Origin of the sequence: Halomonas sp. AOP7-B1-5 (genome assembly GCF_052353045.1) — a bacterium.
Lineage (GTDB): Bacteria > Pseudomonadota > Gammaproteobacteria > Pseudomonadales > Halomonadaceae > Vreelandella > Vreelandella colorata.
The window spans coordinates 57197-80004 of the sequence record NZ_JBQTDC010000005.1 but is presented as its reverse complement, the minus strand read 5'-3'; the positions used below and the strand labels follow the sequence as shown (position 1 = coordinate 80004).

The following is a 22808-nucleotide window of genomic DNA, read 5'->3' as shown; positions in this document are numbered from 1 at the left end:
ACAAAGCCTGCCAATTAGGCAGGCTCAGCAAACATAATTAATCGTCAGCGCTTATAGTGGCTTGATAGGCATCAGCATCAAGCAAACCATCCAGGTTTTGGTCGGTCAGGCGGACTTTCATCATCCAGCCGCCTTCATAGGGCGCATCATTAACCGTTTCAGGTGAGTCTTCGAGCGCTTCGTTGACCTCAATGACTTCACCGTTAACCGGCGAGTAGAGATCCGAGGCCGCTTTGACCGATTCGATAACGCCGAATTCTTTACCCTGGCTAAGGGTTTGGCCTACTTCGGGCAGTTCAACAAATACCACATCGCCAAGCGCCTCTTGGGCATGATCAGTAATGCCAATGCTGACCGTACCATCTTGATGATCAAGTACCCATTCATGACTTTTAGCGTAACGAAGGTTAGCAGGAAGGTTGCTCATGATGATTCCCTTTATGAAACAATTGTCTGGACTGGTGAATACTAGCGCTTGTCGGTCGCCTTTGCGACTGTCAGCCTTCCAGGCAATAAGCGAATTTTTAAGCATGTTAACGTGTTTCTCATCGGAAACAAATTTCTTAAATGCGCCATTGAGGCTAGAAGAGCGCATTTTTAGCTACTCATCCGGCTAATAGGCGATGAGGTCTCTTACGCATCTGCCATGTATAAGCAGCATAGGCATGGAAGACCCCTTATGAAATGGTGTAAAACAGTCAGGTTAGGCAGCTAAGGGCTTTTGTTGTGCGGCAACCCTCAACAGATATTAAGTATGTGAAGCATCGCTTTCATGCGTTATACCCATGAAAGGGTTATTCGTGACAGCGCTAGATTTGCTAGACAAAATAAAAGCGAATGTCGGTGATTCGACCGTCAAACACTTATAAAACAAGCGAATTAACAGGGTAAGGAGAGACATGTGGAAACTTTAAATAGCCTTTTTGGGGCGATCAATGGGGTGGTTTGGGGCCCATTGATGTTGATCTTGCTGTTAGGTGTGGGTATCTATCTGCAAATTGGTCTAAAGTTCATGCCCATTCGAAAGCTGGGTATGGGCTTCAGTCTGCTTTGGCAGGGGCGTGATGCTAAATCGACCCAGAAAAGCGTGCCCGAAAAAGCCGGTCAAGACGGTGAGATTTCGCCTTTTAACGCATTAATGACGGCGCTATCAGCTACGATTGGTACAGGCAACATCGCGGGGGTAGCCACTGCTATCGCCTTAGGTGGCCCTGGCGCCGTGTTTTGGATGTGGATTACCGCGCTTGTCGGCATGGCAACCAAGTTTGCTGAAGCGGTACTGGCCGTCCGTTACCGGGAAACCGATAGTACCGGTTATCACGTGGGCGGCCCCATGTTCTATATCAAAAATGGCCTGGGCAAAAAATGGCTGTGGCTCGGCGGTCTGTTCGCGTTTTTCGGCGCGGTAGCCGCTTTCGGGATTGGCAATACCGTGCAATCCAACTCGGTTGCGGATGCCATGGATGCCACGTTTGGTATTCCACACTGGCTGACCGGTGTGGTTATCATGGTGCTGGCCGGGGCCGTTATCCTTGGCGGGATCAAGCGTATTGCCAAGGTAGCCGGTAAGCTGGTGCCCATCATGGGCATTGCGTATGTAGTTGCCGGGATACTGGTACTGATCGTCAATGCGAGCCAAATCGGCGAAGCGTTCAGCCTGATTTTCTATTATGCCTTTAACCCGATCGCAGCAGCCGGCGGTTTTGCAGGCGCTGCCGTGATGGCCGCTATTCGGTTTGGTGTCGCGCGGGGGATTTTCTCCAATGAAGCAGGCCTAGGTAGCGCGCCCATTGCCCATGCGGCCGCCAATACTAAAAACCCAGTGCGCCAGGGTCTTATTGCGATGCTGGGAACGTTCATTGATACCATTATTGTTTGTACGATTACCGCGCTGGTTATCTTGACCTCAACGGTATGGCAAACGGGCGAAGAGGGGGCCTCGCTGACCGCGCTCTCGTTTGACCAGGCGCTCCCCGGCTTTGGTAACCAAATTGTGGCCATTGCCTTGGCTATCTTCGCATTCACGACGATTCTAGGCTGGTCGTTTTATGGCGAGAAGTGTTTCCAATTCCTGTTTGGAACACGCTCGATCATGCTCTATCGCGTACTGTTTGTACTGGCCATTCCGCTGGGCGCCATCGCGCAACTGGGCTTTATATGGTTAATGGCGGATACCTTCAACGCCATGATGGCGATTCCCAACTTGATTGCCTTGGCGCTGCTGTCGCCCGTGGTATTCAAGCTGACTAAAGACTACTTTGCCGGTAAAGAGATTTTAGCAGGCGAAGAACTGGATCATGACAAATAAGCCGCGTCTGACATTTGCTCGGCTAGTGCTTACGCAGTAACTGAATCGGGAAGCTATGGCCATGGCTTCCCGTTTCTCGCTTTAACCAAGGAAATTTCATGACTGATCAAAAGCATACGCCACTTCATGCATTGCACCTTAAATTAGGCGCCAAGATGGTGCCTTTTGCCGGGTATGCCATGCCTGTGCAGTACCCGCTGGGAGTTAAAAAAGAGCACGAACATACGCGCCAGCAGTGCGGCTTGTTCGATGTATCGCATATGGGTCAGATCCTGGTGTCAGGACCTGATGTGGCAAGCGCACTCGAAACGCTTATTCCGGCGGACCTGGTAGGCCTACAAGAAGGCCAGCAGCGCTACGGGTTATTTACCAGCACGGACGGCGGGATTATTGATGATTTGATGGCAGTTAACGCTGGCGATCACTTTTATTTGGTAGTTAACGCCGCGTGTAAAGACCAAGATTTAGCACATTTACGTACCAATCTGGGCGCCACTCATGAGATTGAGCCGCTAGACCGCGGTTTACTGGCATTGCAAGGACCGCAGGCACATGTGGTTATGCAGCGACTCTGCCCAGAAGCGTGCGAACTGGTGTTTATGCAGCATCAGCGCTTTACCATTGACGGGCACGAGGTTTGGGTGAGCCGCAGTGGTTATACTGGTGAAGACGGATTTGAGATTTCCATCGCAGCAGATGCTTGTGAAGCATTTGCAGAGCGGTTGCTGGCTGAGCCGGAAGTCGAGGCCATCGGCCTGGGTGCCCGCGACTCGTTGCGTCTGGAAGCCGGACTGTGTCTTTACGGGCATGATATGGATACCACAACGACGCCTGTGGAAGCCGGGTTGATATGGGCCATTGGCAAGCCTCGTCGTCATGGCGGTGAGCGCCCAGCGGGGTTCCCAGGGGCTGACCTGGTTCTTCATCAAGTTGATGCTAAAGATCACTCACGTAAGCGCGTTGGGCTTCAGGCCGAAGGCCGGGCGCCTATTCGTGAAGGTGCCATACTGCTGGATGCAGCAGGTAATGAAATTGGTGTGGTGACGTCGGGTACATTTGGCCCAAGCGTTGGGACGCCGGTAGCCATGGGCTATGTCAGCCGTGAGTGGGAAAGTCAGGGAAGTAACATATTTGCGGAAGTTCGTGGTAAACAGCTGCCCGTAACCGTGACGTCCATGCCATTTATCAAGCCCAGCTACTTTCGCGGTTAAGCCAGTTTATCGCGGTTCCGTCAATCTATCGCAGCTAATTAAGCCTTACATGATTAAAAGCGCAAAAGTTTAAGCCAAAAAAAGCCCCGGAATATTTCCAGGGCTTTTCAAGGTTTACTTGAGGCTCAAACGCTTAACGCAGTACCTGGCGTGGGTCGATAGGCTTACCTCCCTGGCGTAGGTCAAACAGCAGATCATAGCGCTGGCTGTCGTTGCTCTTACCTATTTCGCAAAGCTCATCACCCGCTTTCACCTGCTGGCCTACGGAAACCAGCGTGCGCGAGCAAAGCGCATACACCGTCTGTAGATTATCCGCATGATGCACGATAACGACTTCACCTAACTGGCGCATGCCATCGGCAAAGCGTACCTCGCCGGCAGCGACCGACTTTGCGCGAGCACCTGCCTGGGTGGCGAGTAACATTGGCTGTAATGTTCCTCGGCTATCCGTGCCAAAGCGTCGAACCACGCGATAGTCTTCAAGCGGCCAGGGCCAGCGGCGCGCGGAGGCAGGCAATGAAGTAGCCGCCGGTGGGGGCGTTGGGCTTGAGCTTGAAGAAGCGGAGCTGCTGGCAGGCGTACTACGCGGGGCACTGCTGCTAAGCGGTACGCTCACGATTTGGCCCACTCTCAAGGCCGTAGGTGACGTGCCTGCATTGGCACTCTGAATGCGCCCACTGGTCGTACCAAAGTGGCGGGCGATACTTGAATAGGTATCACCGGCGCGAATCTGATAGCGATAAGGGCCGCCTGAGGGAGCACGTTCTTGTTGCGTAGGTATCAGCAATCGCTGTCCAACGGCCAAGCGCCGGGTATTTACCCCCGGATTAAAGCGCTCAAGGCGTTCAAGAGGCACATTGGCGCGGTTAGCCAGTTTTCCAAGGGTATCCCCACGCTGAACTTCCACCCAGTTGCCGTTCAGCTGACTGGTGCTGTTAGTCGGTATAGCGGCGCGTTGATTTGAAGAAGGAGAGCTCGCACACCCCGCCAAAAGGCTAATCAGTAAACAGGTGCAAAGCCAGCCAGCTAGGCGTGGTCGGTTTGGCTGTCCAACAGGGCATCTTTTTCCATCCAAAGTGAATTGATCCATGCGTGGAAGCGTTCCTTGTGCTGCTTTTCATCGTGGTAGTTGGATTCGTACATCCATTGGGGAATGGCTAATTGGTGCGCGTTTAGTGTGATGGGCGCTTCCTTACCACATAAAAATCCCCAAAAAGTCGGCGACGGATTAGCGTAACTGATCGTTACGTCAAGGATACCATTCAATTGATCGCCAAGCAGGCCAAGTACCTGTGCAACCCCGCCCGCTTTAGGGCGCAATAAGTGCTGATAGGGACTTTGCTGCACATCGCGCTTAACCGCTGTGAACCGAGTGCCTTCAATGAAATTGATAATAGTGATGGGGGCATGGCGCGCTTGCCGACACATCTGTTCTGTGGAGTGCCGATCAATGGTGGCCAGCTTAGGCTGTTTGGTGATCTGTTCCCGGCTATAGCGACGCATAAAGGGGAACTCAAGCGCCCAAAAGGCAAGCCCTACAATGGGAATCCAGATTAACTGTCGCTTTAGGAAAAAACGTGGCATTGGGATACGGCGATGCAAGGCCATCATCAGGATAAAGATATCGGTCCAGCTGCGATGATTAGAAATAACCAGCCACCACTGCTGAGGGCTCAGCGTATCCGGAACCGAAAAATTGATCTGGGGTTTCAGCCAGCGCTTCATCCACCACAAGTTAACTCCAATCCAGTTGAGCGCTACCGCGCATAGGCCTTTCAGTATCCAGTTTCGATAGCGCCTTACGGGAATAATAACCTTTAGAAAGGTCAGCGCAATAAGCGGTACGCCCCAAAAAAGGGTGTTAAGCGTGAGTAACACAATGCTGACGAAACCCTTGAAAATCGCCATACCTATCCTTCGCCAAAACTAATAAATGCCTTTAATGCTAATGGATCAAGCTCATACTGCCCAGCACAACGTGCTAAAAGGATTCTGCCATTCAAGGAAAGCAAGGCGCTTGTACCGTTTCAATCAGCACTGTTTGTAGCGCTTGAGCTGCCACGGATAGCTCTTGATGCGTGATAATCCCCACTTGGCAGGAAATACTGGGGGCGGTTAGCGGTACACAGTGTGCGCCCAGTTCATGCATTTGACGAATACACATTGATGGCACAGCGCTAACCCCCAGCCCGTCTGCCACCATGCGTCCTACGGTTGAAAGCTGATGGCTTTCAAAAGCCACGGTTAAGTCGATATGCTGTTGGTTTAGCGCCTGCTCTAACAAGCGGCGCACCATAGAGGGCCGCTGGAGGGTAATAAAGTCATTGTTTAAAAGCTCAGCCCACGTCAGAGAACATTTGCTTATGAGTGGAGAACTGGGCGGAAGCACAGCAACGAAATGATCATCAAAAAGCGGCGTAAAGGTCAGGCGATCCGCCCCTTCAGAAGAGAAAATGATCCCCATTTCAACCTGACGGGAGCGCACCATCTCCGTCACTTCTTCGTTGATAACGTCATGTACCGTGATATTGATTTTAGGGTATAGATGACGAAACTTTACCATTGCAGCGGGCAAGAGATTACAGGCAAACGAGGGCATGGCGGCTACGCTAAGTCTACCAAGCTGAAGCGTAAACCGCTGGCGCAGGCGTTCTTCGGTATTATCCCATTGGGCGAGCAGATGCTTGGCCAGCGGTAACAGGGACTCTCCTTCCGGCGTCAAGCGCACGCTTCGCGTGCTGCGGATAAGTAATTTGCCACCCAGTGAGGCCTCCAGCCCTTTAATGGCTAAGCTTAAGGCAGGCTGAGAAAGATGCAGACGTTCACAGGCTTGTGTAAAGCTAAGGGTTTGGGCGACCACTAGGAAAGCCCGTAGCTGCTTTACCGTCATATGATTCTCTTTTATAAATTTTTAAAATTAATTGATAAGAAAAACAAACTTAACAAATATATTAACAGAGACAACACTGAGATTATCGACAAGCGCATTTTACGAACCACCGACAATAATGTGAGGCCGAGCAATGGCAGGATTTGATAAGCGTGTAGGTTCCTACGCAGAAGCGATGGAAGGTATCGAAGATGGTATGACCGTATTGGCTGGTGGTTTTGGGCTATGCGGGATTCCGGAAAACCTAATTGCAGAAATTAAACGCCGAGGGGTCAAAAATCTCACGGTCGCCTCCAACAACTGCGGCGTCGACGGGTTTGGTTTGGGCGTACTGTTGGAAGACCGCCAGATCAGTAAAATATTTGCCTCTTATGTGGGAGAAAACGCGCTCTTTGAGCAGCAGATGCTCAATGACGAAATAGAGGTTATTTTGACTCCGCAGGGGACGCTTGCTGAGAAAATGCGTGCCGGGGGCGCCGGTATTCCGGCTTTTTATACCGCGACGGGCTATGGCACGCCGATTGGTGAAGGCAAGGAAGTACGCGAATTCAACGGGCGCCATTACATACTGGAAGAAGCGTTGGTGGGTGATTTCGCGATCGTGAAAGGGTGGAAAGCGGACCGCTATGGCAATGTGGTTTACCGTCATACCGCGCAAAACTTTAATCCATTGGCGGCAACGGCGGGGAAAATTACCGTGGTTGAAGTTGAAGAAATTGTAGAGCCAGGTGAGCTTGAGCCTAGTCAGATCCACACGCCGGGAATTTATGTGGATCGAATCATTCAAGGCACGTTCGAGAAGCGCATCGAGAAACGCACGCTGCATAGCTAATCTCTTGATGCATAACGGCTCACTCTATTTTTTTAACGTCCAATAACGAGGTTGCCACCATGGCTTTAACACGAGAACAAATGGCACAGCGTGTCGCACGCGAGCTTGAAGATGGTTTCTACGTCAATCTGGGTATTGGTATTCCCACCCTGGTTGCCAATTACATTCCTGATGGAATCGACGTCATGCTCCAGTCGGAAAACGGCCTATTGGGTATGGGCCGTTTCCCGACCGAGGAAGAGCTGGATGCCGATATGATTAATGCAGGCAAGCAAACCGTAACGGCCCGGCCTGGAGCTGCTATTTTCTCCTCCGCTGAGTCATTTGCCATGATTCGTGGTGGGCACGTTGATTTAACCGTGCTTGGCGCTTTTGAGGTCGATCAGGAAGGCAATATTGCTTCATGGATGGTCCCTGGGAAGCTGATCAAGGGGATGGGCGGCGCCATGGACTTAGTGGCAGGCGCTGAAAATATTATTTGTACCATGACTCATGCGTCTAAACATGGCGAATCCAAGCTGCTGGAAAAATGTGCGCTGCCGCTTACTGGTGCTGGGTGTATTAATCGCGTGCTGACTGATTTGGCCTATCTGGAAATTAAAGATGGTGCGTTTGTCCTTAAAGAGCGTGCGCCAGGGGTGAGTGTTGAGGAAATTATCGAAAAGACAGCGGGTAAGTTGATAGTGCCAGACCACGTGCCGGAAATGACGTTTGCTGATTAAGCGCTAGTTTCGCAACTGGGCGGTCTTGGATGGCCGCCTAAGCAATTTCGCAACGCGCATGGGCCGGCATTAATAGTTGGGCAATCCTTTCATGGCCTGCCTCTATGTGCTTTTCAGTCAGCGCTAGTCCTCCCAGACACAGGCGGTGCTCATCGCCTTCACTAAACGTTACCTTTTGCGGCATGGTGGGGTAAAAGTAATGATCTATCAGCGATGAATGCGAGAAAACGCCGTTATGAGATTCTTTTAAGCAGGGCATGCCCGCCGTCGCTAGTTGACCATTGAGCTCAGTTAACGAGTTGCCTAGCGCTTCACAATCAAAACCTGCATGATGCAAACGAGGCCCCATTACGGCTATCCAAGCCGCCAATGGGCTGGCGTGTTGAATCTGTTGGTAAAGTCGCCAGGTAGGCATCGGCCACGGGCGCCCACGGCACAGCAGATTATGCCCAACGCAATCCTGAGGATGGGATTGATTGATCAGTACGCCCAGCGCCTCACGCGGGGATTTGGGGAGTGTGGCAAGCTGCAGCTCGGCTAATACAAGCCAACTGCCGTTATCATTGGGGGCGAGTAGATGGATCAGTAGTCCTTTATCTGCCATGGCATAGTGATCGACATGGCGATACCCCATATGCGCAAGTCGGCTATTTAAGGCAGAAGCAGCAAAAGAGCCATGGTTAAGCGTAACGAGGGTTAAGTACTCCGGCATAGTGGACAGTGGCCAGAGTCTCAAGGCACCAATATCAGGATGCATGTGAATGTAATCAAGCCACAGCTGTTGTATGAATTCATCACGTTGCATGATGGTGTCCTCTCCGCCTAAACAAGCTCTATTAGAAGTAAATGACTTGTTCCCTTCAGTATAGGCAAACGGCTAAGCCCCGTTTTCAACGCGGAGAAGGGGTATATTTAACGCAAAAGTTAGCTTAGTGCCGGTAACCCTTCGCTAGTGATCGCGTGGTTTTATCGCGGTGGCGGGCTGGGGAGCAAAGAATTGAAAGGGGCAAAGCAGGGCGTTTCCTTGCCAAACCCCGCAGCGTAGAAGGAGCTGAATTATAGCCCTAAGACGTGAGTAACTGCTTATCACGAACGAACTGGTCAAATTCTGTAAAGCCGCCCACATGCGTTTGATCAACAAATACTTGAGGGACCGTGTAAATGGGCTTACCCGCTGTTTTAGCGATGTCTTCCTTAGTCACGCCTTCAGAAGGCATATCGACATAGCGATACCCCTCTATTTTACCCGCTGATTCCAGCCGTTCAGCAAGATATTTGGCGCGAACACAAAAAGGGCAGGACATTCTGCCAAAAATTACCACAAACATGTAAGAGCTCCTGATGTCGAGGGTTTAAATAGGGGAAGCGGCGCTTATTGTGGCGTAGCCGCGCTCATTTCGCCAATAGATGCAGATAATCACAGTGATTGACGCGGCTTGCAATCGCGCCCATTACTGGAAAGCTTAGGGTAAACAGTGTGTAAGGAGTATGCATCAGACTGAAGAGGCTTCTATACTCATAGAGTTTCTCGCTAAGCAGTTTTTACTTACTCGAAAAGGAACGCTGAATGACGTCTCAAACAGGCTCAACACCTCGTGTCGCCCTAGTAACAGGCACTAGCAGCGGCATTGGCGCGGCTGTCGTCAAGCATTTTTGCGAATTAGGCTATCAAGTGCTTGCGGTCGACTTTAACTCGGCAGGTAAGGAAGTAGCTGATGCTGCTGGTGCGGCTTTTTTCCAAGCTGATTTGACTGACCCCTTGGCGTGTCGTGAGGCGGTCAACGATGCTGTAAGACGTTTTGGCAGCGTGGATATATTGGTCAATAACGCCGGTGTTCAGCATGTGTCGGCAATCGAAGATTTTCCTGAGGAGAAGTGGCGTCAGATTATTGATCTGATGTTGACGGCACCTTTCTTATTGGCGCAGGCCGCATGGCCTCATATGCGCAAAGCAGAATGGGGGCGTATTATTAATATCGCCTCGGTGCACGCGCAGGTAGCCTCACCGGGCAAGGCTGCTTATGTTAGTGCAAAGCATGGTTTGATCGGTTTTACCAAAACGGCAGCGCTTGAGGGTGGAACGCAAGGAATCACTGCCAATGCGATATGTCCGGCCTATGTAAAAACCCCTTTGGTTGACAATCAAATCGCTGATCAGGCCAAGCTTAATAATATGGATGAACAGGAAGTTGTCGAAAAAATCATGCTTAAAAACGCAGCGGTTAAACGTTTGATCGAGCCTCAAGAAGTCGCCCAAATGGTGGCGTACTTAGCATCCGATGCCGCCGGCGCGGTAACCGGGGCAAGTTGGAATATTGATCTAGGCTGGACAGCCCAGTAACGCTTTCCGCTACGCTCAGTCAATGTGACGAGGTGTTATTTACTTAGCGCCGTACAGGGCGTTTTTGCAGTTTACGCTGCAGCGTACGGCGATGCATGCCTAGCGCCCGGGCCGTCGCGGAAATATTCCCATCATGCTCTTGAAGCACCTTTTGAATGTGCTCCCAGGTGATACGGTTAATTGAAGGTGGATTATCTGCAAGTTCAATATTGGGATCGCCCTCCTGTTGCTCAAACGAGGCAATAATATCGTCTGCATCAGCTGGCTTGCACAGGTAGTTAACCGCCCCAAGCTTCATCGCTTCAACGGCGGTGGCAATGCTGGAGTAGCCGGTCAGAACGACAATGCGACAGCTGGGAACGGCAGCTAGCATGTCAGGCAGCAGTTTTAGTCCTGAGCTATTTTCAAGTTTTAGATCCAACGTTGCCATTGTGGGTTGAAACTGAGTTGCGACAGCGAGCGCCTGGTCGGCATCGTGCGCTGTCATTACTTCAAAACCGCGGCGAGTAAAGGCACGGCTCAGGACATGACAGAACATTTCATCATCATCAATAATTAATAGGCGTTGATCTGTCGTTTGCATGATGTCCTCAGCGTGGTTGTTTGAAACTGATTAAAGCGCGTTTTAAATACATTACTTAGGCAGGTCTGCACTTTAATTGGGGGCTGAACTTCTCGGCAGCGTCACTTCTGTCAGGGTGCCGCCTTCGGGGTGATTATACAGGCTGACACCGCCACCAAAGCGGTTGATCGTGGCATGGGTTAAAAACAAACCAATTCCCATGCCTTTGCTCTTGGTGGAAATAAACGTGTCGCCAAGCTGGTCAGCAATGGACATGGCAATCCCCGGCCCGTGATCGCGAATATCGATGACCACGCTCTCTTCCTGCCAGTCCAGGCGAACGGCGATATGCTCGGGGTTGGCATCTGCGGCGTTATTCAACAGGTTCATGAGCGCCTGATCCAGCGTGGTATCTACCGCAAGCCAAGGCCTGCCGCGCTTTTCGGTAATATCAAACTGATGACTGACATCTGGGCGTAATACCAGCCAGCGCTGCACCACTCCGGTCAGCCAATCCTGCGCATCCAATATTTCTGGCTCAGCCATGCGTTGGCGATCAGAGCTGGTAACCAAGTGCTGTAAGCGCGATTTGCAAATATCGACCTGCTGGCGAAGCAGGCGAATATCTTGATGCAGGGTCCCATCTTCAGGAGTTTCTTCCTGCATCTCTTTTAATAAAATGGCCATGGTTGAGAGCGGAGTGCCTAGTTCATGGGCTGTGCCGGCGGCCTGGGTCGCCACGGCCAGCACCTGCTCGTTACGCAGTGCCGCTTCTCGGGTGCGCGAAAGGGCTTTATCACGGCTGCGTAATGCATAGGCCATTTTGTAAATAAAGAAAGTTACCAAGCCCGCAGAGAGGCCAAAGTTTAGCCACATTCCCAGAACATGTAGGTTAAGCATCACATCGCTATTGATATGGCCTAGTTGAGGGATTGGGTGGTAATAGAACATTAAAAAACTGTAGCCGGCCATGGCACTGCCAGCACAAGCCCAGGCGTGGCGCCACGGTAGCGTTGCCGCGGCAATGGTGACCGGCACCAGATAGTAAGTGATGAACGGGTTGGTTGAACCACCAGAAAAATAGAATAAAAGCGTTAGTCCGGTAATGTCCGCTAATAGATGCAGCAGATACTCAATATGCTCAACCGCACGTGGACGACCCAGGCGCCACCAAGTGACGATATTCAAAGCCCCCATCGCGATAACGACACTTACGACGGCGGTAACCGGTAAATTGAATCCTAAAAGCTCAACGCCCACGATGATTGCAAGTAAAAAACCTGTCCAGGTGATGCCGCGTACAATCGTTAGGCGAACAAGATTTCGGTTAGGCGTAGAGAGAGGAAGCGGCAGAGCGGGTTGCATGGGCCACCTATTTCTTGGACGTTTTAATATTGTGGATAATAGATTTGATGATCAGGGTCATAACGTATGTAAGCCAACCCGCTGAGGCTAAAAGATTGAATAGCAACATTTTAGGTGGCAGCCATGTATCGCCGAATGTTGCTTCTACCATGATATGAAAAAACATTGCTAATAACAGCGGGAGAGCCAGGATATGGATCCACATATCCGTACGCCGCTTGCGAATATGGTAACGACGCAATAAAAAGCGCATAGGACGATGCGCCCAGCTAAATAAAATTAGTGCGCCAGCAATGAATAGAGCTGCCAAAGTTGGCTCGGTACTCCCGTTATGGACCGAAATGGAGATTGACCAGGCCAAGCCTAGCCACACCAAACCTTCTATGCTGGCAATGATGTCCGCATAGCGTCGCACGTTTTGCATAAACAATTGGACCTTAGAACCTCTAAAAGTGCCGTTATAATACGATACTTGGCACGCGCTGTGGCAACGATGAGCAGATTTCTCTGCCAGCCTTATCGCGTATACTGTATTGGCGTTTTTTTCTTTTACCTGCTTAGGACTTGCCGTGGACGTTATTACCCTGACCCGCCCCGATGATTGGCATCTTCATTTACGCGATGGCGAGGCGTTAAGCGCCGTGGTGGGGCATACCGCCGCCCAGATGGGGCGCGCGATCATTATGCCTAACTTAACCCCACCGGTAACGACCACGGCACAGGCACTTGAATACCGCGAGCGTATTTTGTCCGCACTGCCTGAAGGAAGTGCGTTCGAGCCGTTGATGACGCTCTATCTGACGGATACTACGCCTCCAGAAGAAATTGAGCGCGCAGCACAAAGCGGTGTTATCAAGGCCGTCAAGCTCTATCCTGCAGGCGCCACCACCAATTCGGATTCTGGCGTTACGGATCTGGCCCATTGCGATGAAACCATCGCAATGCTCGCCAAGGTGGGCATGCCGCTGCTAGTACATGGCGAAGTAACCACCGCCGATATCGATATCTTTGATCGGGAAGCGGTATTTATTGAACAGGTAATGAAACCCCTACTGGAGCGGCATCCGTCGCTTAAGGTGGTTTTTGAACATATCACCACCCAGCAGGCGGCGGAGCTTGTTGCCTCAGCGCCGGATAATGTAGCCGCGACGATTACCGTTCATCATTTGCTGTTTAACCGCAATAAAATGCTGGTCGGAGGAATTCGCCCACACTATTACTGCCTGCCCATTCTTAAGCGTGAACAGCACCGTCAGGCACTATTGAAGGCCGCTACCAGCGGTAGCCCCAAGTTCTTTTTGGGCACCGACAGTGCTCCCCATGCGCAGGGCGATAAAGAGTCCAGCTGTGGCTGTGCTGGCGCTTATACGGCACCTGCGGCCATCGAATTATATGCCAGGGCGTTTGATGAAATGAATGCACTGGATAAGCTCGAAGCGTTTGCCAGCCTCAATGGTCCGCGCTTTTATGGCTTGGCGCCTAACGCCGATAAGATTACTCTGGAGCGTAAAGCCTGGAATATGCCGGAAAGCTATCCCTATGCTGGAGACAAAAAGATTATTCCGCTACTGGCGGGTGAGTCGCTTGAGTGGTCAATCAAGGCGTAACCTTTCGCTGTATAAAAAACAAACGGAGCCAGTGGGCTCCGTTTGTTTGTGGTAGGGCAGAGTGCTTTATTGATTGGCGCTTGCCAGCCCTAAAAGCATCTCTTCCACCATGCGCGATGAGTGTGCGGCCGCCACGTCGAGAAACTCCTCGAAGGATAGGTGGTTATCGTCGTTACCTGGAATATCGGATAGCGCGCGGATGACTACAAACGGGCATTGGTAGAGATGACAGGTCTGCGCAATGGCGGCGGCTTCCATTTCCACGGCTAGCATAGAAGGAAATTGCGCTCGGGTCGCTGCGACGCGGGCAGGGTCCGCCATAAAGGCATCGCCTGTTGCGATCAGTCCTTCACGAACGTTAACTTCACCGACCGTAGCAATGGCTTGTCGGGCGATATCGCGTAGTAGCTTATCTGCCAGGTAAGCCGCTGGCATGCCGGGTACCTGGCCAATTTCATAGCCAAACACTACGGCGTCTACATCATGGTGGCGAACCTCATCTGAAATAATCACATCGCCAATCTTGAGATCGCTTGCAAAGCCGCCCGCTGAGCCGGTATTGATAATGGCATCCGGCTGATGGCGCTCTAGTAAAATAGCCGTACCTACTGCCGCATTTACCTTGCCAATACCCGATAGCAAAATCACGATTTCCAGCCCGTGGCGTGTACCCGTATGGAATACAAATCCAGCGTGTTCATAGCGTTCGGCGTTGTCGAGTTGTTCGACAAGAACGTTAATTTCCTGTGCCATCGCGCCAATAATACCAATACGCTTCATAGAGTAGACTCCATCGTCCATACGTTAAAAATTAAAGATTCAGCAGTAAAGACCTAGTATTAACGGCCGGATATTAACGATCGAGGATTTAAAACATCGTGAGCCTAGGCTTCAGCGTCGTGACGTTCAGCCGCTTCAAGGGTGTTTTCCAATAATGTGGCAACGGTCATCGGTCCAACGCCGCCAGGTACGGGGGTGATAAAGCTTGCCCGCTCGGCCGCTACAGCAAAATCAACATCACCGACCAGGGAGCCATCTTCCTGGCGATTAATGCCAACATCAATCACGATGGCACCTTCTTTGATCCATTCGCCTTTTACGATGCTGGGCTTACCGACCGCGACGATGACTAGATCCGCTCGGCTGACATGCGCTTTTAAATCACGCGTAAAACGATGGCAGATGGTCGTAGTACATCCTGCCAATATAAGCTCAAGGGCCATGGGGCGACCTACAATATTCGAGGCCCCAACAATCGTGGCATTGAGCCCGCGTACGCTAAGATTGCTTTGCGCGAGCAGAGTCATTATCCCTTTGGGTGTACAAGGGCGTAGGGCCGGTAGCCGCTGGGCAAGCCTGCCCAAGTTGTAGGGATGGAAACCATCAATATCTTTGCCTGGAAGAATACGCTCTAAAATAGGCCCGGCATCCAGATGAGCTGGGAGTGGAAGCTGTACCAGAATGCCATCAATACGTGGATCCGCATTAAGCTGGTCGATAAGGTTTTCCAATGCCTGCTGAGTGGTATCTGCTGGCAATGCGTGCTGGAACGACAGGATTCCAGCCTGCTTGCAGGCTCGATGCTTGGTATTCACATAGACATGAGACGCGGGGTCTTCCCCGACCACAACAACGGCTAGTCCTGGTGCACGAGCGCCAGCAAGCTTGCGTGCTGCTATCTTCTCGGCAACGCGTTGGCGGACATGAGCAGCGATGGCTTTTCCATCGATAAGTTGGGCGGTCATTGACAAGGATCCCTGTGGAGGTTGAAACACTTAGCGCTAAAGCAGATTTTGCTTGAGCATTTGCCTAGAGGTAATTTTCGCATGCCAGGGCGGTAAGGCAAAGCATCTACATAATCAATCGCATTAAGTGTTGACTTTAAATCTAGAAATAGTAATATATGCCTCGCTTGAGACGGGCAGCGCGGTAAGCGTCAAGAGTGATAAATCGGGATGTAGCGCAGTCTGGTAGCGCGCCTGCTTTGGGAGCAGGATGTCGGGGGTTCGAATCCCTCCATCCCGACCACACTTAACGTGAAAGGTGGTACATTGCTTTTCCGAGCGTGGTTGTGGTCAAGTGCTCATCGGTATTCAGCTTGTTTCGAATGCTTTACGTGCGCCCATAGCTCAACCGGATAGAGCAACGGCCTTCTAAGCCGTAGGTTGCGGGTTCAAGTCCTGCTGGGCGTGCCATTAATAAAGCGTTTAAATGGTCAAAGCCGGTTAGGTGATCTTCTAAGTAGTGCTATCAATGGTGGATGTAGCTCAGTGGTAGAGCCCCGGATTGTGGCTCCGGTGGTCGTGGGTTCGATCCCCATCATCCACCCCAGTTGATAGAAGCAAGGCCCCAGTTTTAGGTTGTGGTGGATGTAGCTCAGTGGTAGAGCCCCGGATTGTGGCTCCGGTGGTCGTGGGTTCGATCCCCATCATCCACCCCATTAACCTCTCTCCTTATATATCTTGTGTCGATCTCCTTATTTTTTTATCTTCTATCCACTTAATTGTGGTTTTTTGCGTTTCTAATTTTTTTCTATACATCTTTTTTTTTACTCTGCATACCTGCATTCGACCCTCCCGTATGAGTTTCTGAGACCTGTCTATCTTCTTTTATCCTGCAGTATTAGCGCCTGGTAGTGAACTCATCTGTTATAAAATCTTTAGTAGGTTTAATTGCTGTATTTGATAGTTAAAAGAGATTTTTTGACTATATAAAAGGCTGATGTTTAGTGATATTTTTCAAATGCTTATTAATTCTAGTTTTTGTTTATAGTAAATACGGATTCTACTTCGAGGGGCATAAAATGACGCGACAAACGGTGGTGTTAGGTGCAGGCATGGTAGGTGTCAGTATCGCATGGCATCTGCAGCAGCGCGGACATCAGGTAACGCTGGTGGACCGCCGTCAGCCTGGTCGTGAAACCTCGTTTGGTAACGCAGGCATTATTCAGCGTGAGGCGGTTCGTCCCTACGCATTCCCACGTGACATGAAAACAATTTTAAGCGTGTTGCCTAATCGGCGCGTGGATATCCGTTATCGTGCAGCCGGTATGTTGAATGCTGCCTCTCCGCTATTAAGTTATTGGCATAACTCATCATCCCGACAGTATAAAAAAATCGTTCCGCAATGGGCTTCTCTAATTCAGCTATGCCTAAAAGCACACGGGCCAATGATTGAAGCGGCAGGTGCTGAGCATTTAGTGCGCCGAGAAGGCTGGCTGGAGATTTACCGTACTCAGGCGCGCTTGGACAAGCGTATTGAAGAGGCTGAAGAGGCGCGTGCGCTTTACGGCGTTCAGTTTGCTGTACTTGATCGCACGGGTATAGAGCGTAAAGAGCCTAATCTGGGAAGCGATATTATAGGTGCTATTCACTGGCTAGATCCGTGGACCGTGTCAGATCCTGGCGCATTGGTGGCCGCTTACGCTGATGATGTGACTAAACATGGTGGAGAAATTCTTCAGGCGGATATTCAAAAAATTGAGCAGGTCGGCGAGCGTTGGCGGGTGGTTACCCAGGCGCAAACGCTGGAAGCTGATGAGGTGGTAGTAGCATTGGGGCCTTGGGCTGGCGATTGGATGAAAGGGCTTGGCTATCATTTCCCCACTTTTGTGAAGCGTGGCTACCATATGCACTATGCCACTAAGCCACCCGCCAAATTAAATAACTGGTTGATGGATGCTGAAGTTGGTTATTTGTTAGCGCCAATGAATGCAGGGGTTCGCCTGACCACGGGGGCTGAATTAGACCGTATGGAATCGCCCGCCGATGAACAGCAGTTGGGCGCTGCAGAAAAAGTAGCCCGGAGCATTTTTCCATTGGATGAGCGGCGCGACACGGTTGCCTGGAAGGGCGCACGGCCTTGCCTGCCGGATATGAAGCCTGTTATTGGTCCCGCACCGCGTCACCCTGGGTTATGGCTAGCGTTTGGTCATGGCCATCAAGGTTTTACCCTTGGTCCGGCCACAGGGCAGCTATTGGCTGATATGATGGAAGACAAGCCTACAGAAATTGATATGGCACCATTTCGAGCAGATCGTTTTGGATCTTGATTAGATATAATGAGGCGTAGCGGTAGCGATCGTTTTTTTGTGGCTAACCTGTATCTTTGCTAGTCTAAGACAACGTTTGGTTTTTTAAGGGTAAGGTTTATGGATGTTTCTATAAGCAATACGGTGAGTACAGCGCTTTATATGAACCAAGCGCAAACCGCAGAACAGGCCCAAATGCAGTTGTTTAAACAGGCTTTGGATATGCAGGCTCAGCAAGTCACTGAAATTATGGCTTCCGCTAATATGGGCTCTGAACCTGGCCTGGCTAAAGATGGCAATGTTGGCACCATGATCAACACATATGCTTAATAAGCGCTTATTAAGCGCTTACGATTATTTTGAAACGCCAAACGCCGACTTGTTCGGCGTTTTTTTATAGTTTTTTCTGGATCGTTTTCCAGCCGAGGCAGCTGGGTGAACGCTAAATCTAATCGCTCCCACCTCCATTATTTTTTGCTTGTGAGCAACGAATGATTAAAAACTAAGTCTTACAAAACTTTTACAAAAAGTGATGCGACTGCTACATATGTAGGGTGGGTTTTAAATAATTGTTTGCTATCCAGGCATATGTAGCCAAAAAAGGAATCGCTATGAACAAGGAAACGTTGAAAAAAATTAGTATCTTAGGCGTGGCGTTAGGTTTGACCGCAAGCCCTCTGGTGTTTGCTCAGACTGACACGAGCACTGATACAGGTACTACTACAAGTACTAGCACTGTCCAGGGAGCAGGTCACGAGGGAGTGTTGGAAAACCAGCCTCGCGGCGCAGCTGCTCCTACTGGAAATAAAGAAGAGTGGGAAAGTGGCGGTGGCGAAGAAGAGGGCCCGGTCGTTGATATCGAAGATCATGAGCGGAGTCATTCAACCGGCCATGAAGCGATCAATAGTGAGCCGCGTGGTTTAGCCGCTTCTACCGGCAATAAAGAAGAGTGGCAAGAGGGCGGTGGTGAGGACGAAGGCCCGGTTGTTGAAACCGGTAACCAAAACCAGGCTCATAGTCATGCAGCCGGCCAGGAAACAATCAATAGCGAGCCGCGGGGTACAGCCGCTCCTACAGGTAATACTGAAGAGTGGGAAGAAGGCGGTGGTGAGGAAGAAGGCCCCGTTGTCGAGTAATCGATCTATTATGCCCCGCTTAGGCGGGGTATAACTGCACTATTAGTTCCTGCGTTAACACTTCCTTGTGATGAACATGGCACCTGCTCCCTCCTAACGGTACAATCTCGCCCAATTATGCAAACCTCAGTTTGAGTTGCTTAAGGCTTCCTTACGAAGCGTAAGTACGCAGCTGAGTACAAATTTCTATAGAGGCAAGATGAAAGATACCCAGTTAGCCTACGAGGCGGGGCTTAGACGCACCTTTGCAATCATTTCGCACCCGGATGCGGGTAAGACGACGATTACCGAAAAAATGCTGCTATTTGGTAATGCCATCCAGCTGGCCGGCTCGGTAAAGAGTAAACGTAACGACCGCCACGCGACTTCTGACTGGATGAAGATGGAGCAGGAGCGGGGGATCTCGGTAACGACCTCCGTTATGCAGTTCCCCTACGGCGGGCGTATCGTTAACTTGCTTGATACCCCAGGACATGAAGACTTTTCTGAAGATACCTATCGTACTTTAACGGCCGTTGACTCTGCCTTGATGGTGATTGACGGCGCCAAGGGCGTCGAAGATCGAACCGTTAAGTTGATGGAAGTGTGCCGCCTTCGTACCACGCCCATCCTCACCTTTATCAACAAGATGGACCGTGACATTCGTGACCCTATCGAAGTCATGGATGAAGTCGAGACTGTTCTTAATATCCAATGTGCACCGATGACATGGCCGGTGGGCATGGGGCGCCATTTTAAAGGCGTGTATCACCTGTATAACGATGTGATTCACCTCTATACGCAAGGCCAGGGTAGCCGCATTCCCGAAGATAAGCGGATTGAAGGACTGGATAGCCCAGAAGTCGATGCTGTACTCGGTGAAGAGCAGGCAGAAGAGCTGCGTATGGAGGTAGAGCTGGTGCGCGGTGCTTCGCATGAATTTGACCTTGAAGCCTACCGTCGGGGCGAACTCACACCGGTTTACTTCGGTACCGCCATGGGTAACTTTGGCGTACGTGAAATGTTGGACGGCTTTGTAGAGTATGCACCTGCTCCCCAGCCGCATGACACCGACGTACGTGAAGTAACTGCGCAGGACGAACGCTTTACCGGGTTTGTATTTAAAATACAGGCCAACATGGACCCTAATCACCGTGATCGCATCGCCTTTTTGCGTGTGTGCTCCGGCAAGTACGAGAAAAACATGAAGATGCGCCACGTGCGGATCGGCAAGGACGTCAAGATTGCCGATGCGCTGACGTTTATGGCATCTGACCGCTCGCATGTTGAGGAAGCCTGGCCCGGCGATATCATTGGTTTGCATAACCATGGCACGATTCAGATCGGCGATACCTTTACGGTCGGTGAGGATATGCGCTTTACCGGTATTCCTCACTTTGCCCCTGAACTCTTCAAGCGTGTACGCCTAAAAGATCCTTTGAAGATGAAGGCGCTTCAGAAAGGTCTGCAGCAGCTCTCGGAAGAGGGCGCCACGCAGGTGTTCATGCCCATGGACAACAATGACCTGATTCTTGGCGCAGTGGGTACACTGCAGTTTGATGTGGTTGCCCACCGGCTGAAGGAAGAGTACAAGGTCGACTGTTTGTACGAAGGGGTTAATGTGCAAACGGCGCGGTGGATATACTGCGAAGATGCCAAAATGCTGGAAGAGTTTAAGCGTAAGGCCAGCGCCAACCTTGCCATTGATGGCGGTGGCTACTTAACCTACATTGCACCTACGCGGGTTAATTTACAGATGACCCAAGAGCGCTGGCCGGATATTCGTTTCCAGCCTACTCGCGAGCATTAATTCCGCGGCTCTCAATGAAATCTGATATCGGTGCGCCCAGGGAAGGGCTTGCGCACGCTTATCTGCAACTCGCTCTCTGATGGTTTTGTGTTAGAAACTGATAGCCCCGATATGCCGTTAAGCGGCCACCAGGGCGAGCGTAATGAACCCAAGCGCGTTGCTCAGGTGTGTCGCATTGTGGCAGATCTGCGTGGTCAGACTGAGCAGCAAATAGCGGCATGCAGTACTGCGAATGCCGCTCGCTTGTTTAAACTCGCCATCGACTGATATTGGTTCAGCTCTTGATTGACGCCGCTTGTTGTTCAGGGTCAAGCCGTTCAAGAGGGTAAGGCAACGGCAACAGGGTGACGGTGCTACCTTCCCAATAAAGCGACATCGCTTCTTCGACTGCTTTGGTACTCATGACGGCGAGTAATTCCACGCTGTCATTATCTTTTCTAACGCTTGTCACTACTTCGCCCAAGGCTTTATCTACTTCGTTGGTAATGCTGGCGCCGACGTCCGGCAATGTATTTGCCTTGAGCTCAGCGTGAACCAAGCGCTTTTTAACTTGTCCACGAAAGTGCGCTCGGGCAACTACTTCTTGACCGGTATAACAGCCTTTCTTAAAACTCACCCCGCCTAGTGCCTCCCAGTTAAGCATCTGGGGTAAAAAGTGATCCTGTTGAGCTTCTGTCAGCCAGGCGATTCCGCTGCGGATATCTTCAAGCTGCCAAGCCGCCTTTTGCGGTTCATCGTCGACCACGCTTAGAGAAGACGCATCTGATACACAAAATAGCCAGCGGGGCATTTCCCCAGGCACACGGATAACGCTTGTAAGGTTGTTTACACTCTGAGCGAAGGGTTTCTCGGGAAGCGTTACATTCAGAGAAGTTGCTAACGAGCTTGCATTGTCGCTGGCGCCAATAAATGTAACCTCAGTGTTATGTACCAGTTCGGCGCGGTAGAACGCGGCGAACTTGTTTAAATGGGCCGCCAGCGAGGCGACCAGCGACGTGCTGAGTATCAATCTGAAGTGTTCGGCATTGAGGCGAAGAAGCTGCCCATTAGCCAGCATTCTGCCTTTAGGTGTGCAAAAGCAGGTAAGTGGCGCAAACTCGCCATCGGCTAAACTCACCTGAGCGCTTGTTTGGCCCTGTAGGAATTTTTCAGCATCTGCCCCTTTTACATCCAGTGCTGCCAGGTGGCTCAGGCGCACGTTGTCGGTGATCGTAGTGGAGGGGATAACCGTTGCCATATAAACTCCTGGTTTGAAGGTAGCTGATAGTTAAAAGGGTGGTAAGGACGCTAAGCCTCTCAACCTGTGGGCAAAAGACGCTAATTGCAAGGTGTCATTAGCGTGCTAGACTCTTTCTTCTGTATCAGTTTTGCATAGGAATAAATGAGGAAGATAACGTCATGGCACAGCAATCACTAACATTTCAAGGCGTAAAAGATGCCGAACAGGTCAACAAGATTACCACGGCGTTGATGATGCTGGATGGTGTCGATAGTGCAGAAGTCGGTCGCCATGGGGCAGACGTGGATGGCCGCGTTAAACGTGAGGCGCTAATCAACGCCGTCGAGAAGTTGAAACTAGGAGTGAAAGTATCCTGATGCATCCGCCTATTACGGTAATCAGTCAGCGTAACCACGCGTTTCGGCAACGAGTTGAAGTCGATAGCCTGGAAGCCTTATATGCCGATGTTCCCGAAGTGGTCGGTGGTGAAGGCAGCGCGCCAGACCCGCACGACTATTTTGATATCGCCCTGGGCACCTGTAAGGCGATTACGGTGCAAATGTATGCCAAGCGTAAGCAGTGGCCGCTTACAGCGATTACCGTAACGGTTCAGCGGGATGATAGCCAGGAAGCCAAAGGCACGTACAAATTGAATGTGGTGCTAACGCTGCATGGTATTACTGACCCGGAGCAGCGGGCCAGGCTCGAGGATATCAGCCATCGCTGTCCTATTCAGCGGCTGATGACTCAGTCAACAATCGATATCACCACGCAAACGGTTTAATTTCCCAGTTAG

At 51.0% G+C, this 22808-nt stretch carries 24 protein-coding genes, 4 tRNA genes and 1 pseudogene; 17 read left to right on the top strand and 12 right to left on the bottom strand.

Going from position 1 to position 22808, the window contains the following annotated elements; genetic code table 11:
- Positions 1 to 37: 37 nt before the first annotated feature.
- Positions 38 to 427, bottom strand: coding sequence for a glycine cleavage system protein GcvH (gene gcvH, locus ACT3XD_RS04480; RefSeq protein WP_018916074.1), 390 nt, complete (start codon positions 425 to 427; stop codon positions 38 to 40).
- A 474-nt stretch (positions 428 to 901) separates the two neighbouring features.
- On the opposite strand from gcvH, the gene ACT3XD_RS04475 reads away from it, so the two are divergent.
- Together ACT3XD_RS04475 and gcvT are read left to right on the top strand one after the other, a co-directional pair.
- Entirely contained in the window at positions 902 to 2308 is a 1407-nt protein-coding gene (locus tag ACT3XD_RS04475; RefSeq protein ID WP_192538696.1) for an alanine/glycine:cation symporter family protein, read from the top strand.
- Positions 2309 to 2406: 98 nt separating this feature from the next.
- Positions 2407 to 3519, top strand: a complete 1113-nt coding sequence (gene gcvT, locus ACT3XD_RS04470) for a glycine cleavage system aminomethyltransferase GcvT (protein WP_192538695.1) — start codon at positions 2407 to 2409, stop codon at positions 3517 to 3519.
- 133 nt (positions 3520 to 3652) lie between these two features.
- Here the strand turns inward: gcvT and ACT3XD_RS04465 are convergent, their stop codons facing one another.
- From ACT3XD_RS04465 to ACT3XD_RS04455, 3 genes are all read right to left on the bottom strand, one after another.
- A complete protein-coding gene (locus ACT3XD_RS04465) occupies positions 3653 to 4426 on the bottom strand; it encodes a murein hydrolase activator EnvC family protein (protein ID WP_192538694.1) in 774 nt (257 codons plus the stop codon).
- Between the two features lie 119 nt (positions 4427 to 4545).
- Complete coding sequence (locus ACT3XD_RS04460; RefSeq protein WP_192538693.1) at positions 4546 to 5427, bottom strand: acyltransferase; 882 nt, start codon at positions 5425 to 5427, stop codon at positions 4546 to 4548.
- A gap of 91 nt (positions 5428 to 5518) precedes the next feature.
- Positions 5519 to 6409, bottom strand: coding sequence for a LysR family transcriptional regulator (locus ACT3XD_RS04455; protein WP_192538692.1), 891 nt, complete (start codon positions 6407 to 6409; stop codon positions 5519 to 5521).
- Between the two features lie 133 nt (positions 6410 to 6542).
- Between ACT3XD_RS04455 and ACT3XD_RS04450 the strand changes: the two genes are divergently transcribed.
- Positions 6543 to 7241 carry a CoA transferase subunit A gene (locus tag ACT3XD_RS04450; RefSeq protein ID WP_018916080.1) on the top strand — a complete coding sequence of 233 codons (699 nt, stop codon included), beginning with the start codon at positions 6543 to 6545 and terminating at the stop codon, positions 7239 to 7241.
- Positions 7242 to 7300: 59 nt separating this feature from the next.
- Positions 7301 to 7963: a CoA transferase subunit B gene (locus ACT3XD_RS04445; protein WP_192538691.1), complete on the top strand. Its 663-nt coding sequence runs from the start codon at positions 7301 to 7303 to the stop codon at positions 7961 to 7963.
- A 37-nt stretch (positions 7964 to 8000) separates the two neighbouring features.
- On the opposite strand, the gene ACT3XD_RS04440 is transcribed toward ACT3XD_RS04445, so the two are convergent.
- Together ACT3XD_RS04440 and ACT3XD_RS04435 are read right to left on the bottom strand one after the other, a co-directional pair.
- Positions 8001 to 8768 (bottom strand): DUF1338 family protein, encoded by a 768-nt coding sequence (locus ACT3XD_RS04440; protein ID WP_192538690.1) that lies wholly within the window; start codon positions 8766 to 8768, stop codon positions 8001 to 8003.
- Positions 8769 to 9027: 259 nt separating this feature from the next.
- Entirely contained in the window at positions 9028 to 9291 is a 264-nt protein-coding gene (locus ACT3XD_RS04435; protein ID WP_192538689.1) for a GrxA family glutaredoxin, read from the bottom strand.
- A 239-nt stretch (positions 9292 to 9530) separates the two neighbouring features.
- On the opposite strand from ACT3XD_RS04435, the gene ACT3XD_RS04430 reads away from it, so the two are divergent.
- Positions 9531 to 10304 carry a 3-hydroxybutyrate dehydrogenase gene (locus ACT3XD_RS04430; RefSeq protein ID WP_192538688.1) on the top strand — a complete coding sequence of 258 codons (774 nt, stop codon included), beginning with the start codon at positions 9531 to 9533 and terminating at the stop codon, positions 10302 to 10304.
- A gap of 43 nt (positions 10305 to 10347) precedes the next feature.
- Here the strand turns inward: ACT3XD_RS04430 and ACT3XD_RS04425 are convergent, their stop codons facing one another.
- From ACT3XD_RS04425 to ACT3XD_RS04415, 3 genes are all read right to left on the bottom strand, one after another.
- The gene (locus ACT3XD_RS04425) at positions 10348 to 10887 is read right to left on the bottom strand and encodes a response regulator transcription factor (protein WP_192538687.1); all 540 of its coding nucleotides are present in this window, start codon (positions 10885 to 10887) and stop codon (positions 10348 to 10350) included.
- Positions 10888 to 10959: 72 nt separating this feature from the next.
- Complete coding sequence (locus tag ACT3XD_RS04420) at positions 10960 to 12231, bottom strand: ATP-binding protein (RefSeq protein WP_192538686.1); 1272 nt, start codon at positions 12229 to 12231, stop codon at positions 10960 to 10962.
- A 7-nt stretch (positions 12232 to 12238) separates the two neighbouring features.
- A complete protein-coding gene (locus ACT3XD_RS04415) occupies positions 12239 to 12655 on the bottom strand; it encodes a hypothetical protein (protein WP_192538685.1) in 417 nt (138 codons plus the stop codon).
- A 145-nt stretch (positions 12656 to 12800) separates the two neighbouring features.
- On the opposite strand from ACT3XD_RS04415, the gene pyrC reads away from it, so the two are divergent.
- Complete coding sequence (gene pyrC / locus ACT3XD_RS04410) at positions 12801 to 13838, top strand: dihydroorotase (protein WP_192538684.1); 1038 nt, start codon at positions 12801 to 12803, stop codon at positions 13836 to 13838.
- A 66-nt stretch (positions 13839 to 13904) separates the two neighbouring features.
- Here pyrC and mtnN read toward each other — a convergent pair whose 3' ends face one another.
- Together mtnN and folD are read right to left on the bottom strand one after the other, a co-directional pair.
- The gene (gene mtnN, locus ACT3XD_RS04405) at positions 13905 to 14618 is read right to left on the bottom strand and encodes a 5'-methylthioadenosine/S-adenosylhomocysteine nucleosidase (protein ID WP_192538683.1); all 714 of its coding nucleotides are present in this window, start codon (positions 14616 to 14618) and stop codon (positions 13905 to 13907) included.
- 104 nt (positions 14619 to 14722) lie between these two features.
- Positions 14723 to 15583, bottom strand: coding sequence for a bifunctional methylenetetrahydrofolate dehydrogenase/methenyltetrahydrofolate cyclohydrolase FolD (gene folD / locus ACT3XD_RS04400; RefSeq protein ID WP_192538682.1), 861 nt, complete (start codon positions 15581 to 15583; stop codon positions 14723 to 14725).
- Positions 15584 to 15789: 206 nt separating this feature from the next.
- On the opposite strand from folD, the gene ACT3XD_RS04395 reads away from it, so the two are divergent.
- The 9 genes and pseudogenes from ACT3XD_RS04395 to ACT3XD_RS04355 all read left to right on the top strand — a co-directional run.
- A tRNA-Pro gene (locus tag ACT3XD_RS04395) sits at positions 15790 to 15866 on the top strand.
- A 90-nt stretch (positions 15867 to 15956) separates the two neighbouring features.
- Positions 15957 to 16033: transfer RNA gene (locus tag ACT3XD_RS04390), tRNA-Arg, on the top strand.
- 61 nt (positions 16034 to 16094) lie between these two features.
- Positions 16095 to 16169: transfer RNA gene (locus ACT3XD_RS04385), tRNA-His, on the top strand.
- A 34-nt stretch (positions 16170 to 16203) separates the two neighbouring features.
- Positions 16204 to 16278: transfer RNA gene (locus ACT3XD_RS04380), tRNA-His, on the top strand.
- 363 nt (positions 16279 to 16641) lie between these two features.
- Positions 16642 to 17889 (top strand): NAD(P)/FAD-dependent oxidoreductase, encoded by a 1248-nt coding sequence (locus ACT3XD_RS04375; RefSeq protein WP_192538681.1) that lies wholly within the window; start codon positions 16642 to 16644, stop codon positions 17887 to 17889.
- Positions 17890 to 17988: 99 nt separating this feature from the next.
- Positions 17989 to 18198: a putative motility protein gene (locus ACT3XD_RS04370; protein ID WP_192538680.1), complete on the top strand. Its 210-nt coding sequence runs from the start codon at positions 17989 to 17991 to the stop codon at positions 18196 to 18198.
- A gap of 281 nt (positions 18199 to 18479) precedes the next feature.
- Positions 18480 to 19004: a hypothetical protein gene (locus ACT3XD_RS04365; RefSeq protein WP_192538679.1), complete on the top strand. Its 525-nt coding sequence runs from the start codon at positions 18480 to 18482 to the stop codon at positions 19002 to 19004.
- A 199-nt stretch (positions 19005 to 19203) separates the two neighbouring features.
- Positions 19204 to 20793, top strand: a complete 1590-nt coding sequence (locus tag ACT3XD_RS04360) for a peptide chain release factor 3 (protein ID WP_192538678.1) — start codon at positions 19204 to 19206, stop codon at positions 20791 to 20793.
- A 48-nt stretch (positions 20794 to 20841) separates the two neighbouring features.
- Positions 20842 to 21060: pseudogene (locus ACT3XD_RS04355) on the top strand (TatD family hydrolase); the annotation flags it as partial.
- Between the two features lie 7 nt (positions 21061 to 21067).
- On the opposite strand, the gene ygfZ reads toward ACT3XD_RS04355, so the two are convergent.
- A complete protein-coding gene (gene ygfZ / locus ACT3XD_RS04350; RefSeq protein WP_192538677.1) occupies positions 21068 to 22030 on the bottom strand; it encodes a CAF17-like 4Fe-4S cluster assembly/insertion protein YgfZ in 963 nt (320 codons plus the stop codon).
- Between the two features lie 161 nt (positions 22031 to 22191).
- On the opposite strand from ygfZ, the gene ACT3XD_RS04345 reads away from it, so the two are divergent.
- On the top strand, positions 22192 to 22389 hold the full coding sequence (locus tag ACT3XD_RS04345) for a hypothetical protein (protein WP_018916097.1): 198 nt from the start codon (positions 22192 to 22194) through the stop codon (positions 22387 to 22389).
- Positions 22389 to 22796: an OsmC family protein gene (locus tag ACT3XD_RS04340; protein WP_018916098.1), complete on the top strand. Its 408-nt coding sequence runs from the start codon at positions 22389 to 22391 to the stop codon at positions 22794 to 22796. Before ACT3XD_RS04345 ends, ACT3XD_RS04340 begins: the two co-directional genes overlap by 1 nt.
- Positions 22797 to 22808 lie beyond the last annotated feature (12 nt).